The sequence below is a fragment of the Burkholderia savannae genome (genome assembly GCF_001524445.2).
GTDB lineage: Bacteria > Pseudomonadota > Gammaproteobacteria > Burkholderiales > Burkholderiaceae > Burkholderia > Burkholderia savannae.
This window is the reverse complement of the sequence record NZ_CP013417.1, coordinates 1747313-1763196: the sequence shown is the minus strand read 5'-3', so window position 1 is coordinate 1763196 and position 15884 is coordinate 1747313. Positions and strand designations below refer to the sequence as shown.

Genomic DNA, 15884 nt, shown 5'->3' with positions numbered 1-15884 from the left:
GCTCCATTCACCCGCCAGGGCCGGCCCGAGGGCGCAGTCGGCCGGACCGGGCGATTTCAGCAGGCAGTAGACGCACATCACGACATGACGGAAACCGTAGCACTCAAGATCGTACAGCGCATCGCCGACGAACTGGCGGTTCAGCCCAGGCAGGTCGCAGCAGCGGTGCAACTCCTCGACGAAGGCTCCACCGTTCCGTTCATCGCCCGCTACCGGAAGGAGGTCACGGGCAACCTGGACGACACGCAACTGCGCCAGCTCGAAGAGCGCCTCCTGTATCTGCGCGAGCTCGAAGAGCGGCGCGCGACGATCGTCGCGAGCATCGACGAGCAAGGCAAGCTGACCGACGAGCTGCGCGCGGCGATCGAGGCGGCCGACAGCAAGCAAACGCTCGAGGATCTGTACCTGCCGTACAAGCCGAAGCGCCGCACGCGCGCGCAGATCGCCCGCGAAGCCGGGCTCGAGCCGCTCGCGCAGGCGCTCCTCGCGAATCCTCTGCTCGATCCGCAAACGGAAGCCGCCGCGTACGTGAACGCGGACAACGGCGTCGCCGACGTGAAGGCGGCGCTCGACGGCGCGCGCGACATCCTGTCCGAGCAATTCGGCGAGACGGCGGAACTGCTCGGCAAGCTGCGCGACTACCTGTTCGAGCGCGGCGTCGTGTCGTCGGCCGTCGTCGACGGCAAGGAAGGCGAGGAAGGCGAGAAATTCCGCGACTACTACGACTACTCGGAAACCATCAAGACCGTGCCGTCGCACCGTGCGCTCGCGCTGTTCCGCGGCCGCAACGCCGGCGTGCTGACCGTCAAGCTCGGCCTCGGCGACGAGCTCGACGCGCAGGTGCCGCACCCCGGCGAGGCGATGATCGCGCGCCATTTCGGCATCGCGAACCAGAACCGGCCGGCCGACAAGTGGCTGTCCGACGTGTGCCGCTGGTGCTGGCGCGTGAAGGTGCAGCCGCACATCGAGACCGAGCTGCTCACGCAACTGCGCGAGAACGCCGAGCATGAAGCGATCCGCGTGTTTGCACGCAACCTGAAGGATCTGCTGCTCGCCGCGCCCGCGGGCCCGAAGGCCGTGATCGGTCTCGACCCGGGTCTGCGCACGGGCGTGAAGGTCGCGGTCGTCGATCGCACGGGCAAGCTGCTCGCGACCGACACGATCTACCCGCACGAGCCGCGCCGCGACTGGGACGGCTCGATCGCGAAGCTCGCGCGCATCGCCGCGCACACGCAGGCCGAGCTCGTCAGCATCGGCAACGGCACCGCGTCGCGCGAGACCGACAAGCTCGCGAGCGAGCTGATCGCACGGCATCCGGAGCTCAAGCTGCAGAAGATCGTCGTGTCCGAGGCGGGCGCGTCCGTCTACTCGGCATCGGAGCTGGCCGCGAAGGAATTCCCCGAGCTCGACGTGTCGCTGCGCGGCGCCGTGTCGATCGCGCGCCGGCTGCAGGACCCGCTCGCCGAGCTCGTGAAGATCGAGCCGAAGGCGATCGGCGTCGGCCAATACCAGCACGACGTGAACCAGCGCGAGCTCGCGCGTTCGCTCGACGCGGTCGTCGAGGACTGCGTGAACGCGGTCGGCGTCGATGCGAACACCGCGTCGGCCGCGCTGCTTGCGCGCGTGTCGGGCCTCAATGCGACGCTTGCGCGCAACATCGTCGACTACCGCGACGCGAACGGCCCGTTCCCGTCGCGCGAGCACCTGCGCCGCGTGCCGCGCCTCGGCGACAAGACATTCGAGCAGGCCGCCGGCTTCCTGCGCATCAACGGCGGCGAGAATCCGCTCGACCGCTCGTCGGTGCACCCGGAAGCGTACCCCGTCGTCGAGCGGATGCTCGCGAAGATCAGCAAGCGCATCGACGACGTGCTCGGCAGCCGCGAAGCGCTCGCGGGCCTGTCGCCCGCCGAATTCGTCGACGACCGTTTCGGGCTGCCGACCGTGCGCGACATTCTGTCCGAACTCGAGAAGCCGGGCCGCGATCCGCGCCCCGAATTCAAGACCGCGACGTTCCGCGAAGGCGTCGAGAAGGTGTCGGATCTCGCGCCGGGCATGGTGCTCGAAGGCGTCGTGACGAACGTCGCGGCGTTCGGCGCGTTCGTCGACGTCGGCGTGCATCAGGACGGCCTCGTCCACGTGTCCGCGATGTCGACGAAATTCGTCAAGGACCCTCACGAAGTCGTGAAGGCGGGCCAGGTCGTCAAGGTGAAGGTGCTCGATGTCGACGTGAAGCGGCAGCGGATTTCGCTCACGATGCGCCTCGACGACGACGCGGCGCCGAGCGCCGCCGGCAGCCGCGGCGGCGCGGAGCGCGGCGGAATGCGCAGTGGCGGCGGCGCCCGCCCGCAGCGCACGCGCGAGCCGGAACCGGCGGGCGCGATGGCCGCCGCGTTCGCAAAACTCAAGCAGCAGCGTTGAGCGCGACGCGCCGGCAACGAAAAAGCCCGCAGCGATGCGGGCTTTTTTTACGCCCGCGGCGTCGCGCGGCCCCCGCGACCATTCACGGCAGCCGGCTCGCGCGACCGACGTCCGCTCGCGGGTTTCGGCTTCCGAAAAGCGAACGCAACCCGATTTCCGGCGGCGACTCTCGTTCGCCGCCTCGTTCGCGCCAGGGTCGGTTGTCGATCATTCGAAAGTCGACGGCACGATACGCAGCAAATCTGGAGCAGACCGGCGCACACGCCGCACAGCGATGCACATAGCCTGCGGGCCGCGCCGTTGCCGAAGAACGACGGACGCGGCCCGCGTCGTCGCTCAGATCTCGATCTTCGTGCCGAGCTCGACGACGCGGTTCGCCGGAATCGAGAAGAAATCGGTGGGCTTCGCGGCGTTCTGATGCATCCATGCGAACACGCGTTCGCGCCAGATCGACATGCCCGGCAGATGGGTCGGCACGACCGTTTCGCGCGCGAGGAAGAACGACGTGTCCATCAACTCGAACGTGATGCCGCGCTGACGCGCCACTTCCTCGAGCGTCGCCTTCACGTCCGGCGTTTCGTTGAAGCCGTACTCCGCCTTGACGATGTAGAGCCCTTCGCCCGCGTCGTGGATCGTCACTCGTTCGTCATCCCTCACGTACGGAATGTCGCGCGTGACGAACGTGAGGAAAATGGTTCGCTCGTGCAGCACCTTGTTGTGCTTCAGGTTGTGCAGGAGGCTCACCGGCACGAGCGTGTCGTTGCCCGTCAGATAGATCGCGGTGCCCGACACGCGGTGCGGCGGATGCGCGAGCAGGCCCTGCAGGAACGGCGCGAGCGGAATGCCGTCGGCTGCCGTGCGCTCCTTGACGAGGTGACGCCCCTTGTACCAGGTCGTCAGCAGGAAGAACAGCAGCGCGCCGATGCCGAGCGGCAGCCAGCCGCCCTGCTCGACCTTCAGCAGGTTCGCGCCGAAGAAGCCGAGATCGACGACGAGAAACACGCCGATGATCGCCGCGACGAGCAGCTTGTTCCAGTTCCAGACCTTCACCATCACGACGGCGGCGAGGATCGTCGTGATCACCATCGTCGCCGTCACCGCGATGCCGTACGCGGCCGCAAGGTTGTCGGAGCTCTTGAAGCCGATCACGATGCAGAGGATCACGAACAACAGCAGCCAGTTGACGACGGGCACGTAGATCTGGCCGATCGCGAGCTCCGACGTGTGCAGGATCTTCATCCGCGGCACGTAGCCGAGCTGGATCGCCTGGCTCGTCAGCGAGTACGCGCCCGAGATCACCGCCTGCGACGCGATGACGGTGGCGACCGTCGACAGCACGACGAGCGGCAGCGCCGCCCATTGCGGCGCGAGCAGGAAAAACGGATTCTCGATCGCCTTCGGATCGAGGAGCAGCAGCGCGCCCTGGCCGAAGTAATTGAGCACGAGCGACGGCATCACGAGCACGTATGCGGCGAGCCGGATCGGCTTCGCGCCGAAGTGGCCCATGTCCGCATAAAGCGCCTCCGCCCCCGTCAGCACGAGCACGACGGAGCCGAGCACCACGTACGCGAGCAGCACGTGCTCGGACATGAACGAGAACGCGTAGTACGGGTTGATCGCCGAGACGATCATCGGCGCGCGCGCGATATGGTAGACGCCGAGCACGGCGATCGTGACGAACCAGAGCACCATGATCGGGCCGAACAGCTTGCCGACCGTCGCGGTGCCATGCCGCTGTATCCAGAACAGCGCGATCAGGATCACGATCGTGATCGGCAGCACGAGGTGCGTCAGTTGCGGCGCCGCGACCTCGAGGCCCTCGACCGCCGACATCACCGAGATCGCCGGCGTGATCACCGCGTCGCCGTAGAACATGCATGCGCCGAATATGCCGAGCGCCATCATCAGGCCGGTGACGCGCGACTTCGGATTCAGCGGCCGCAGCGACAGCGCCATCAGCGCGAGCACGCCGCCTTCGCCGTTGTTGTCGGCGCGCATCACGAACAGCACGTACTTGATGCCGACGACGAGGATGATCGCCCAGAACAGGAGCGAGATCACTCCGAGGATCGAACTTTGCGTGAGAGGAATGCCGTGGGCAGGACTGAACGCTTCCTTGAGCGAGTACAGCGGGCTCGTGCCGATGTCGCCGAAAACCACGCCGATTGCTGCGATTGCGAGCGATTGCAGCGAATGCTGGCGCATGGACGAGTGATTCGTGTCGGTCATAAAAGCGATATAAATCCGTGCTGGGATCGGAAAAACGAGCGCTATTCTAACTGGGCACGCAAAAATGCCGCCCACTGGTGTTGTCAGCACACCACTTGCTGCGGCGCGCCAAGTGTAGCATGGGGTCGTGACGCATCCTGCCGCGACGGGGCGTCATGATAGCCGGGCGAAGACGGCGCGCCTACCCTCGCCGCGCGATTCTTCGGATACCGTAAAGAGGATGTAAAAAGACGGAACAAAAAACGGCGCCGTCGAGGCGCCGTTTTCGATGCTGCGCCGGACGCGCTTACGCGTCGGACGCTTCGTCGCGCTGCATGTTGCCGCGCTTGATCCATGCCGCGAGATTGTGCGGACGCACCGTATCCCATTCCTCGAACGGCTGGTGAATCCACGGATTCGTCGGCAGGTACTGAACGTGGTAATCGGGCTTCACCTTCGAGCAGCCCTTGTACCAGAGCACGGCCGAACGCACGGCCGTCACGGCCGGATAGCGCTCCTTCAGATGCTGCTGAACGCGCGCGAGCGTCACGCCCGAGTCGACGAGATCGTCGACGAGCAGCACGTTGCCCGACAGATCGCCGCGCGTCATCGTGATGTACTGCGCGATGTCGAGATCGCCCTGCTGCGTGCCCGCCGCCTCGCGGTACGAACTCGTCGCGAGGATCGCGAGCGGCAGATCGTAGATGCGCGAAAGCTGATCGCCGACGCGCAGGCCGCCGCGCGCGAGGCAGAGGATCTTGTCGAACTTCCAGCCCGATTCGTGGACGGCGAGCGCGAGCATCTCGATCAGCCGGTGGTATTCGTCCCAGCCGACCCAGAGGTTCTTGTCGTCGTTGCGCGGATCGGACATCGTCAGCGCATGCATGAGATTCTGCGTCATCTACGCTTACACCTTGAACGGATGGCGCAGCAGGATCGTCTCGTCGCGATCCGGGCCCGTGGACACCATGTCGATCGGCACGCCGGCCACTTCCTGCACGCGCGTGAGGTACGCACGCGCGCTCGCGGGCAGCGCATCCCACGAGTTGATGCCGACCGTGCTCTCCTTCCAGCCGCCGAACGTCTCGTAGACGGGCTCGCAGCGCGCGACTTCGGCCGCGCCGCGCGGCAGCAGGTCGACGTCTTCGCCATCGATCTTGTAGCCGACGCACAGCTTCACTTCTTCGAGGCCGTCGAGCACGTCGAGCTTCGTCATGCAAAGGCCCGACACGCCGTTGATCTGGATCGAGCGGCGCAGCGCGGCCGCGTCGAGCCAGCCGGTGCGGCGCGGACGACCCGTGACGGAGCCGAATTCCTTGCCGACGTTCGCGAGCGTGATGCCGATCTGATCCTGGCGGCTCGGATTATCCGCGTCGTACAGTTCGCTCGGGAACGGGCCCGAACCGACGCGCGTGCAATACGCCTTCGTGATGCCGAGGATGTAGTTGAGCTTCTGCGGGCCGACGCCCGCGCCCGCCGCCGCCGCGCCCGCGACGCAGTTGCTCGACGTGACGAACGGATAGGTGCCGTGATCGATGTCGAGCAGCGTGCCCTGCGCGCCTTCGAACAGCAGGTTGCGGCCCGCGTGGTTCTCTTCGTACAGGCGGCGCGACACGTCCGCGACCATCGGCTTCAGACGATCCGCGTAGCCGAGCATCGTGTCGAGCGTCGCCTGGAAATCGACGGCCGCGCCGCCGAGATACTGGGTCAGCACGAAGTTGTGGAAATCGAGATTCTCGCGCAGGCGATCGGCGAACGTTCTCGCATCGAACAGATCCTGCACGCGCAGCGCACGGCGGCCGACCTTGTCTTCGTACGCGGGGCCGATGCCGCGGCCCGTCGTGCCGATCTTGCCCGCGCCGCGCCGCGCCTCGCGCGCCTGGTCGATCGCGACGTGGTACGGCAGGATCAGCGTCGTCGCCTCGGAGATGAAGAGCCGCTCGCGAACGGACAGGCCCGCCTCTTCCAGCTCGCCGATCTCCTTGAAGAGCGCCTCGGGCGACAACACGACGCCGTTGCCGATGTAGCAGGCGACGCCTTCACGCATGATGCCCGACGGAATGAGGCGCAAGATGGTCTTCTTGCCGCCGATGATGAGGGTGTGGCCTGCGTTGTGGCCGCCCTGGAAACGCACGACGCCCTGAGCGTGGTCCGTCAGCCAGTCGACGATCTTGCCTTTGCCTTCATCACCCCATTGAGTCCCCACGACGACGACGTTGCGCCCGGGGGTCACGTTCACTGCGCTGGCAGACATGTTGATTCGATAGCTGGTTAAAAACGTATTCTACCTAGGTTCGCCGCCGGTTCCGAATTTTTCCGTTTCGCTTCAACGACATTGCACTCTAGAAACGCGCCGGAAGCCCGGCGGCGCGGCGCGTTCAGCGTGGCTCGACCACCCACGCGCCGCCTCGCTCGACGAGCGCGCGATCGCACGCGAACTCGTCGAGCACGTGATCGTGCCCCGGCAGCGCCTGGATCACGACCTCGCCCGCGTCGCGCAGCGCGCCGACTGCCGCGCGCAGCGCGTCATCGTGCTTCCACGGCGCGAGAATCGCGGCGCCGCGCGCCTCGATCGGCGAAATCCGCGCGATTTCGCGCAAGTCGAGCGAAAAGCCCGTCGCCGGACGCGCGCGGCCGTACGCCTGGCCGACGTGGTCGTAGCGGCCCCCGTGCGCGACCGCGTTCGGCACGCCGTCGACGTATGCGGCGAACATCGCGCCGCTGTGGTACGCGTAGCCGCGCAAATCGGCGAGATCGATCGCGACCTCGGCGTCCTTCACCTGCGCGGCGAGGCGCGCGAGATCGTCGAGCGCGCGCGCGATCTCGGGCAGCGCCGGCAACCGACGGCGCGCCTCGTCGAGCACCGACGCGTCGCCGTACAGGCACGGCAGCGCGCGCAGTGCGGCGCGCGTATCGGCGCCGAGATCGTCGGTCAGCTCGTTCAGGCGCGGCACGTCCTTGCCGGCGAGCGCGTCGTAAAGCGCCTCGCCGCGCTCGGCCGCGACCGCGTCGCGCGCGAAGAGCGCGGCCAGCACGCCCGCATGGCAGAGGTCGAGCCGGATTTTCTTCAGACCAGTCAGATGCAGCGCATCGAGCATCAACTGCTGGATCTCCTCGTCGGCCTCGAGGCCCGCGTGCCCGTAGATTTCAGCGCCGATCTGCAATTGCTCGCGGCTCGCGTGCAGCCCGCGCGGACGCGTGTGCAGCACGGGGCCCGCATAGCAGAGGCGCGTCACGCCCTGGCGGTTCAGCAAGTGCGCGTCGATGCGCGCAACCTGCGGCGTCATGTCCGCGCGCAGACCGAGCGTGCGGCCCGACACCTGATCGACGAGCTTGAACGTGCGCAGGCGCAGCTCGTTGCCGCCGCTCGTCAGCAGCGACTCCAGATACTCGAGGAGCGGCGGCATGACCATTTCGTAGCCGTACGAACGAAAGCGGTCGAGCAGCCTGCGGCGCAGCTCCTCGATCTTGCGCGCCTCCGACGGCAGCACGTCGGCAATATTCTCGGGAAGTAACCAGGTCGACATCGTTGCGGTCCTACGACAGGAAACACGGCGCGCACTGAACGCGCGCCTCGGATTGAAATCGGGTCGGCGCCCGGCGTCCCGGCGCATGGCCGGGAAACGCCGAAGGGGCGCGCGCGGCCGGCTCAGGTGACGAGCAGAAGCAGCGCAAGCCCGAGCGCCATCACGATGAACCCGCCGATCCGGATATGGTGCGCGGGCCGCTCCGCTATTCTACGAAACGTGTCGCGCCACGCGCTCGGAAACACGAACGGAAAGGCGCCCTCGATGATGAGCATCAGCGCGAGAGCAAGCAGTAACGAACCAGCGAAATCCATGCGGACGACGACGCCCCTTGCACATCAACGGTTGCGGGGAGCGGCAGCGGGTGCCGCGGCGCCGCCCGTCGGGCTGCGCATGAAGCGGAAGAACTCGCTGTCCGGATCGACGACGATCACGTCGTTCGGCTTGAAGCTGTTCCGATAAGCCTGCAGGCTCGCGTAGAACTGGTAGAACTGCGGATCGCGCCCGAACGCATCGGCGGCAATCGACGCGGCCTTCGCGTCGCCCTCGCCCTTGATCGACTGCGCCGACTTGTAACCTTCCGCGAGGATCGTTTGCTGCTGACGCGCCGCGTCCGCCTTGATCTCCTCCGCCTGCGCCGCGCCTTCCGCGCGCTCCCGCTCGGCCTCGCGCTGCAGCTCGGCCGTCATCCGCTGATACGCGCCGTCCGCCTGCGCGGCGGGCAAGTCGACGCGCGTGAGCTGCACGTCGACGATGTCGATGCCGAGCGGCGCCGCGTCGGCCTGCAGCGAGCGCCTCGCCTCGTCGGCAATCGCGCGCTGGCTGCCGAGCGCATCGTCGAGCTCGCGCTTCGCGAACGCGGCGCCGAGCGCGCCCCTGACGGCCGTCGACAGGCGTTCGGCCTCGCTGCGCGGCGCACCGCCCGTCGCCTTGTAGTACTTGAGCGCGTCGGCGATCCGGTATTTGACGACGGGGCTCACGAGCACGTCGCTTTTGTCCTTCGTCGTCAGCGTTTGCGGATCGGCCGAGTCGAGCGTCTGCACGCGGACATCGACGAGCGTCGCCGTCTGCAGCGGCTGCGGCAGCTTGAAATGGAGGCCGGGGCCGGCGAGCGTCGACGCGCCGCCGTCGCGCGACGACAGCACGGCCGCGTGGCGCGGATCGACGACGAGCACCGTCGACGCAGCCACCAGCGCGACGACGACGATCGCTACGACGAGCGCAATGATTCGGTTCATATGATGCGCTCCTCGTTACTGCAGATCGTCGGTGCGCGAACGGCTGCGAAACGCCTCGCGCGAGCGCAGCGAATCGCTGCCGGACGCCGGATTCGCGGCGGCGGGCGCCGATGCGTGCGACGCGCTGGCGGCGGCCGCAGCCGACGCCGGCGCGGAAAATGCGGGGGCGAACGCCTGGGCGCCGCTCGCGGGTGCCGCGGCGGCGGCGCTCGCCGCCTCTGCCGCGCGCTGGCGGCCCGCCTCGACGATCTTGTCGAGCGGCAGATAAAGCACGCTGTTGCCCGCCTTGTTGCCGACGTACACCTTTGTCGTGTTCGAATAGATCTCCTGCATCGTCTCGAGGTACATCCGCTCGCGAATCACCGCGGGCGCCTTCGAGTACTGCGCGTAGACCTGCTTGAAGCGCTCCGCGTCGCCCTCCGCCTGCGCGACGACGCGCTCGGCGTACGACTTCGCGTCGTCGACCATCTTCGCCGCGTCGCCCTGCGCGCGCGGCAGCAACTCGCTTGCGTACGCCTGCGCGGCGTTCTTCGCGGCCTCGCCGTCCTGACGCGCCTTCGCGATGTCGTCGACGGCCGCCTGCACCTGCTCGGGCGGCGAGACGCTCTGCACGGTCACGCCCGTCACGACGAGGCCCGTGCGATAGCCGTCGAGATCGCGCTGGATTGCTTTCGCGAGCGCATCGCGCAGTGCGTCGCGATCCAGCGCGAGCACGTCGTCCGCGCTCTTCGCGCCGACGATCTCGCGCACCGCCGCCTGCGCCGCCTGCGACACGCTGCGCTCGGGATCGGCGGCGCGAAACAGGTAGTCGGTCGCGGAGCCGACTCGATATTGAACGGCAAAGCGCACGTCGACGATGCCCCCGTCGCGCGTGAGCATCGATGCGTCCTTCACGTTCGCGAGCCGCACCACGTTGTTGCGGCCGATCTCGATCGAGCGCACCTGCGCGGTGTCGACGATCTCGTGCGATTCGAACGGATACGGCAGGCGCCAGTGCACGCCGTCACCGACCGTGCCCTTGTATTCGCCGAAGCGCAGCACGACGCCCGTCTGGCCGTCCTGGACGATGAAGATGCCGCTGCCGAGATAGATCGCGATCAAGACGCCCGCGACGATGCCGACGCCGACGCGCGCGGCGCGCCCGTTGTCCGGGCGAAGGCCATTGTTGCCGCCGCCCTTGCCGCCGAGCCAGCCGTTCAGGCGGCGGTTGAAATTCCGCCACATCTCGTCGAGATCCGGGGGGCCGTCGTCGCGCCCGTTCGGGCGCTTCGATTCGTTCGCGCGCGGCTTGTCGCCGTTGCCGCCGCGTCCCCAGCGGGGATCGTTGATCGACAGCAAGGCGCGCATACGCCGCCAGGTACTCCGCTCGTTGTAGTCGTTCACCTGTGTTTGTTCACCAGATTGGAGCAACTAGACCGGCCGCAGCCGTCAGCGCCCGTGTTCGGAAACCGGGTGGTCTTCGTGTGGTAGCGCCGGCGCGCCGTCGAGCGGCACGGCGCCGACAAGATGTTCCGCGGTGGCGATCTCGGCAATGGCGGCACGCAGCGAGTCCAGACCCTGGCCCGTGCGCGCGCTCAAAAAGACGCGCGAGATATTACCATATTCGTCCCGCTCGACCGCGCCCCCGCGGGCCGCGAGCTCGGGCACCGCGTCGATCTTGTTGAACACGAGAATCTGACGGATAGAATCCGCCCCGATTTCGTGCAGCACCTCGTTGACCTGCTCGATCTGCTCGAGCCGCACCGCGCTCGACGCATCGACGACGTGCAGCAGCAGATCCGCGTGGATCGTTTCCTCGAGCGTCGCGCGAAACGCCGCGACGAGCTGGTGCGGCAGCTCGCGAATGAAGCCGACGGTGTCGGACACGACGATCTGCCCGACCTCGTCGCCGAGATACACGCGCCGCGACGTCGTGTCGAGCGTCGCGAACAGCTGATCCGCCGCGTATGCCTGCGCTTTCGTGAGCGCATTGAAGAGCGTCGACTTGCCCGCGTTCGTGTAGCCGACGAGCGACACCGACATCGTGCCGCTACGCACCCGCTGCCGGCGCTGCGTGTGATGCTGACGGCGCAGCTTGTCGAGCCGCGACTTCAGCATCTTGATGCGCTCGCCGATCAGGCGGCGGTCGGTTTCGAGCTGCGTTTCGCCGGGACCGCGCAGGCCGATCCCCCCCTTTTGCCGCTCGAGGTGGGTCCAGGCCCGAATCAGTCGGGTCGCAAGATATTGCAGCTGCGCGAGCTCCACCTGCAGCTTGCCTTCGTGGCTGCGCGCGCGCTGGGCGAAAATATCGAGAATGAGGCTCGTGCGATCGACAACGCGCCGATTAAGCATCCGTTCCAGGTTGCGTTGCTGCGCGGGAGCGAGCGCGTGATTGAAGATGACGATTTCGACGTCGTTCGCTTCGCAGGCAAGCCGCAGTTCCTCGGCTTTGCCGCTGCCGACGAACATGGCGGCGTCGGGGCTCGCACGGCGGCCCGTCAGCGTGACGGCGGGATGGGCGCCCGCGCTGGAGGCGAGCAGGCTGAGTTCTTCGAGACTGGCTTCGAAATCGGTCTTGCCGAAATCGATGCCTACTAACGCTGCGTTGATCAAATTATCGGAAGTCAAGATTGGGCGGCTGGCATCGGATGCCGACGGCGACGCGAGCCAGCCGCGGCAATGGGTTAGGACGCTGCTTCCGCATCCGGGTGGAAGTTCACCGGACGCGCCGGCACGACCGTCGAAATGGCGTGCTTGTAAACCATTTGAGTAACCGTGTTCCTGAGCAACACGACGTACTGGTCGAACGATTCGATGTTCCCTTGGAGCTTGATGCCGTTGACGAGATAAATCGAAACCGGTACATGCTCTTTACGCAGTGCGTTCAAAAACGGGTCTTGTAACAATTGCCCTTTGTTGCTCATGGCGTACTCCATCTTTTTTGCAGGTTGATCTAAATTGGGGCGAAGAAAAAGAGATCCGCCGCCAATCGCTACACTATAGCCGATTTTGTCCGCCCCGCCCGGCTCTGCCGTCCGGCCGACGCGGCTGCCTCGCTCAGCCCTTGTCGGCGTAAGGATTGGTCGACGAGCGGAACTCTATGCGCAATGGAGTGCCCGTCAGCGAGAAAGTTTCTCGGAAACGATTCTCGAGATAGCGCTTGTACGTCTCGGTCACGGCGTCGAGCGCATTGCCGTGGATCACGATGATGGGCGGGTTCTGTCCGCCCTGGTGCGCATAGCGCAGCTTCGGCCGCACCGGGCCGCGGCGGCGCGGCTGCTGGAACTCGACCGCCTCGATCAGCGCGCGCGTGAGCTTCGGTGTCGGCAGCTTCTTCATCGCGGCCGCGTATGCGTCGTCGACCGAGCGCATCAGCGCTCCGATGCCCGTCTTCTCCGCAGCCGAAATGAAATGGAACTTCGCGAATTCGAGGAATTTCAGCTTGCGCGTGAGATCGGCCTTCGTGCGCTCGCGCACGTGCGAATCGAGCCCGTCCCACTTGTTCACGCCGACGACGAGCGCGCGCCCCTGCTCGACGACGAAGCCCGCGATGTGCGCGTCCTGATCGGAAATGTCCTGCTGCGCATCGAGCAGAAGAATCACGACGTTCGCGTCGGAGATCGACTGCAGCGTCTTCACGACCGAGAACTTCTCGATCGCCTCGAACACCTTGCCGCGGCGGCGCAGGCCCGCCGTGTCGATCAGCGTGTACTGCTTGCCGTTGCGCTCGAAATCGACATAGATCGAATCGCGCGTCGTGCCCGGCATGTCGAACGCGATCACGCGATCTTCGCCGATCAGCGTGTTGACGAGCGTCGACTTGCCGACGTTCGGCCGGCCGACGATCGCGATCTTGACGCCGCGCGCGGCCGCGTCCTCTTCGCTCTCTTCCGGCTGGCCCGCGTACGCGACCTCGAGCGCCTCGTTGATCATGTCGGTCACGCCGTCGCCGTGCGCGGCCGAAATCGCGCGCGGGTCGCCCAGGCCGAGCTCGTAGAAATCCGACGCGACCGCCGTGTATTTCATCCCCTCGGCCTTGTTGACGACGAGGAAGATCGGCCGTCCGGTCTTGCGCAGGTAGTCGGCGATCGACTTGTCCTGCGGCGCGAGGCCGTTGCGGCCGTCGACGATGAACACGACGACGTCCGCCTCCTCGACCGCCTGGCGCGTCTGCCGCGCCATCTCGTGCAGGATGCCGTCCTTCGCGACGGGCTCGAAGCCGCCCGTGTCGACGACGAGATACGGCCGCGCGCCGACCCGCCCCTCGCCGTAGTGGCGATCGCGCGTCAAGCCGGGCAGATCGGCGACCAGCGCATCGCGCGAACGCGTGAGCCGGTTGAACAGCGTGGATTTCCCCACATTGGGGCGCCCAACGAGGGCAATGACCGGTTTCATCTGATTGATGTCGTCTACGTGAAACGCAGCGGCGATGAGCCCGCATTCGGCAGGCGGCTGCGCTTGATGGAAATTAGCACGAATTCGCGCCGACTCGGCGCGCAGGCGGCGGCATACGTGTCGCGCCGCTCATTTTTTTCGATTCGCTCCCGGCCCCGCGGACCGCGCGATGCCGCGCCGCCGGGCCGCGTGCGCCCGGCTACGGCCGCACGCACGCGTCAAAAAATACGAAGCGCGGCCGGCGAAACGCGCGGCCGCGCGAAAAACGCCGCGCGCTTAGCGCGGACGGAAACCGTACACGCCGCCGTCCTGCGTCTGGATGACGAGCGTGTTGCCGGCGAGCACGGGCGCCGCGGCGATCGCGCTGCCGTCCGTCTTCATCCGGGCGACGAACGTGCCGTCGTCGCGCGACAGGAAGTGCACGAAGCCCTTGTAGTCGCCGAACACGACCGCGCGGCCGAGCAGGTACGGCACGCCGACGTCGCGGCTCTTCAGCTTGTCGTTGCGCCAGAGCTCCTTGCCCGTCGCGACGTCGTAAGCCGACACGACCGACCAGTCGTCGCCGCCCGCGACCACCGTATCGTCCTGCGCGACGCCGCTGCGGCTCGAAAACGATTTTTCCCACAGCGGACGGCCCGAGTTCGCGTCGAAGCAGCCGAGCTGGCCCTGGAACGTCACCGCGCAGGTCTCGGCGCCGACGAGAGTCGGCGCGCCCGTCACGTCGTTGATCCGCTCGACCTCCGTCACGCCCTTCGGGAACGACACGGGCGTCTGCCAGAACGGCTCGCCCGTCTGCAGGTTCAGCGCGACGAGGCCGCCGCCCGGAAAGCCCGCGAGCACCGCGGCGTCGCCCGCGAACGTCATGCCGGCCGACACGCGCAGATTGAGCGGCACCGCGCGATTGCGGTACGTCCACTTCTGCTCGCCCGTCTGCCCGTTGAACGCGATCACCTGGCCGTCGATCGTGCGCACGATCACGAGGCCGTTGCCGACGAGCGGCGGCGAGAAGACCTCGCCCTGCACGCTCGTCTTCCACAGCAGCTTGCCGTCCGGGCCGAGCACGAACACGCCGCCCTTCAGCGCGCCGACCGCGGTCAGGGTGCCGTCGCTGCCGACGCCCGCCGACAGGTCGGAGCCGACCTTCGCGCGCCAGACTTCCTGGCCCGTCTTCGCGTCGATCTTCTCGACCGAACCGTTCGCGCCGGCGACGTACACCGCATCGCCCACCGCGACGGGCGAGAACGAGTAGCGGCCGCCCTTGCTGACGCTCGCCTTCCACACTTGCTGCACGTCGAGCACGGGTTTGAACTCGGTAAGCGGCGTCGGCACGCGGCGCGCGTCCTTCGTTGACGAACAGGCCGCGAGAACCAGGACGGCCGCCGCGCAGGCAACGGGTGCAGCGTAACGTTTCAGCAGATTCATCGATAGCGAAGCAAAGTTAAGTTGTAAAACGAAAGCGCACGCGCTCAACCGCCGAGCGCGTCCAGCTTGAACTGCACGAGTTGGCGGGCGGAGGCGTCATCCTTCGGCAGCGAATCGAGCGCGAGCTTGTACGCGGCGCGCGCGTCGTCGCTCTTGCCCTGCGCGGCGAGCAGATCGCCGCGACCATTCGCGACGGCGCCCTTGAACGCCTCGGGCGGCGTGCCCGACAGCAGCGCGAGGCCTGCGTCGTACGCCTTCTCGTCGAGCAGCAGCGACGCAAGACGCAGTGTCGCGATCTGCTTGTACTCGCCGTCCTTCGCATGATCGGCGGCCCACTGCAACTGCGCCTTCGCACCCGCCGTATCACCCGCGCCGTACAGCGCCTTCGCCGCCTCGAGCGCCGTCATCTGCGCATAGGCGGTGCCGCCGAACTTGTCCTCCATGTCCGACGCGACGCGCGACACTTTCGCCTTGTCGTTCGACTGGACGGCCTGCTGCACCTGCTCGTAGAGCACGGCCGCTTGCGCGGCCTGGCGGCGCTGCCAGTAGTTCCAGCCGTTCCAGGCGGCCGCGGCGGCGAGGACGGCGATCGCGATCCAGGTCGTCAGATTGCCCCACCGGGCCCACCACGCCTTCAGGCTTTCAATCGATTCTTGTTCGTCGTGATAACTCATCGCCTAGCGATTCCTTCCTGTAC

14 protein-coding genes are annotated in these 15884 nt (G+C 66.9%); 2 read left to right on the top strand and 12 right to left on the bottom strand.

Annotated features, from left to right (window positions below; translation table 11 throughout):
* Window positions 1-84: 84 nt before the first annotated feature.
* The gene (locus WS78_RS08925; RefSeq protein WP_059580850.1) at window positions 85-2418 is read left to right on the top strand and encodes a Tex family protein; all 2334 of its coding nucleotides are present in this window, start codon (window positions 85-87) and stop codon (window positions 2416-2418) included.
* A 336-nt stretch (window positions 2419-2754) separates the two neighbouring features.
* Here WS78_RS08925 and WS78_RS08920 read toward each other — a convergent pair whose 3' ends face one another.
* Window positions 2755-4647, bottom strand: a complete 1893-nt coding sequence (locus WS78_RS08920; RefSeq protein ID WP_059580846.1) for a potassium transporter Kup — start codon at window positions 4645-4647, stop codon at window positions 2755-2757.
* Between WS78_RS08920 and WS78_RS08915 the strand changes: the two genes are divergently transcribed.
* Window positions 4612-4806 (top strand): hypothetical protein, encoded by a 195-nt coding sequence (locus WS78_RS08915; RefSeq protein ID WP_081989631.1) that lies wholly within the window; start codon window positions 4612-4614, stop codon window positions 4804-4806. The genes WS78_RS08920 and WS78_RS08915 overlap by 36 nt on opposite strands.
* Window positions 4807-4933: 127 nt before the next feature.
* Here the strand turns inward: WS78_RS08915 and WS78_RS08910 are convergent, their stop codons facing one another.
* The 11 genes from WS78_RS08910 to WS78_RS08855 all read right to left on the bottom strand — a co-directional run bounded on the left by WS78_RS08910 (window position 4934) and on the right by WS78_RS08855 (window position 15861).
* Window positions 4934-5527, bottom strand: a complete 594-nt coding sequence (locus tag WS78_RS08910; RefSeq protein WP_038749199.1) for a phosphoribosyltransferase — start codon at window positions 5525-5527, stop codon at window positions 4934-4936.
* 6 nt (window positions 5528-5533) lie between these two features.
* Complete coding sequence (locus WS78_RS08905; protein WP_038749196.1) at window positions 5534-6880, bottom strand: adenylosuccinate synthase; 1347 nt, start codon at window positions 6878-6880, stop codon at window positions 5534-5536.
* A gap of 124 nt (window positions 6881-7004) precedes the next feature.
* Window positions 7005-8153: an ATP phosphoribosyltransferase regulatory subunit gene (locus WS78_RS08900; protein WP_059580844.1), complete on the bottom strand. Its 1149-nt coding sequence runs from the start codon at window positions 8151-8153 to the stop codon at window positions 7005-7007.
* Between the two features lie 122 nt (window positions 8154-8275).
* Window positions 8276-8467: a DUF2065 domain-containing protein gene (locus tag WS78_RS08895; RefSeq protein ID WP_059580839.1), complete on the bottom strand. Its 192-nt coding sequence runs from the start codon at window positions 8465-8467 to the stop codon at window positions 8276-8278.
* A gap of 24 nt (window positions 8468-8491) precedes the next feature.
* The gene (hflC, locus tag WS78_RS08890; RefSeq protein ID WP_059580836.1) at window positions 8492-9391 is read right to left on the bottom strand and encodes a protease modulator HflC; all 900 of its coding nucleotides are present in this window, start codon (window positions 9389-9391) and stop codon (window positions 8492-8494) included.
* A 15-nt stretch (window positions 9392-9406) separates the two neighbouring features.
* Window positions 9407-10738: an FtsH protease activity modulator HflK gene (hflK, locus tag WS78_RS08885; RefSeq protein WP_059580832.1), complete on the bottom strand. Its 1332-nt coding sequence runs from the start codon at window positions 10736-10738 to the stop codon at window positions 9407-9409.
* An 81-nt stretch (window positions 10739-10819) separates the two neighbouring features.
* A complete protein-coding gene (gene hflX, locus WS78_RS08880; RefSeq protein ID WP_186448584.1) occupies window positions 10820-11983 on the bottom strand; it encodes a GTPase HflX in 1164 nt (387 codons plus the stop codon).
* Window positions 11984-12054: 71 nt separating this feature from the next.
* The gene (gene hfq, locus WS78_RS08875) at window positions 12055-12294 is read right to left on the bottom strand and encodes an RNA chaperone Hfq (RefSeq protein WP_004192796.1); all 240 of its coding nucleotides are present in this window, start codon (window positions 12292-12294) and stop codon (window positions 12055-12057) included.
* A gap of 133 nt (window positions 12295-12427) precedes the next feature.
* Window positions 12428-13765 carry a ribosome biogenesis GTPase Der gene (gene der, locus WS78_RS08870; protein ID WP_038749180.1) on the bottom strand — a complete coding sequence of 446 codons (1338 nt, stop codon included), beginning with the start codon at window positions 13763-13765 and terminating at the stop codon, window positions 12428-12430.
* A 276-nt stretch (window positions 13766-14041) separates the two neighbouring features.
* A complete protein-coding gene (bamB, locus tag WS78_RS08860) occupies window positions 14042-15187 on the bottom strand; it encodes an outer membrane protein assembly factor BamB (protein WP_038749175.1) in 1146 nt (381 codons plus the stop codon).
* Window positions 15188-15231: 44 nt separating this feature from the next.
* Window positions 15232-15861, bottom strand: coding sequence for a tetratricopeptide repeat protein (locus WS78_RS08855; RefSeq protein ID WP_038749172.1), 630 nt, complete (start codon window positions 15859-15861; stop codon window positions 15232-15234).
* Window positions 15862-15884 lie beyond the last annotated feature (23 nt).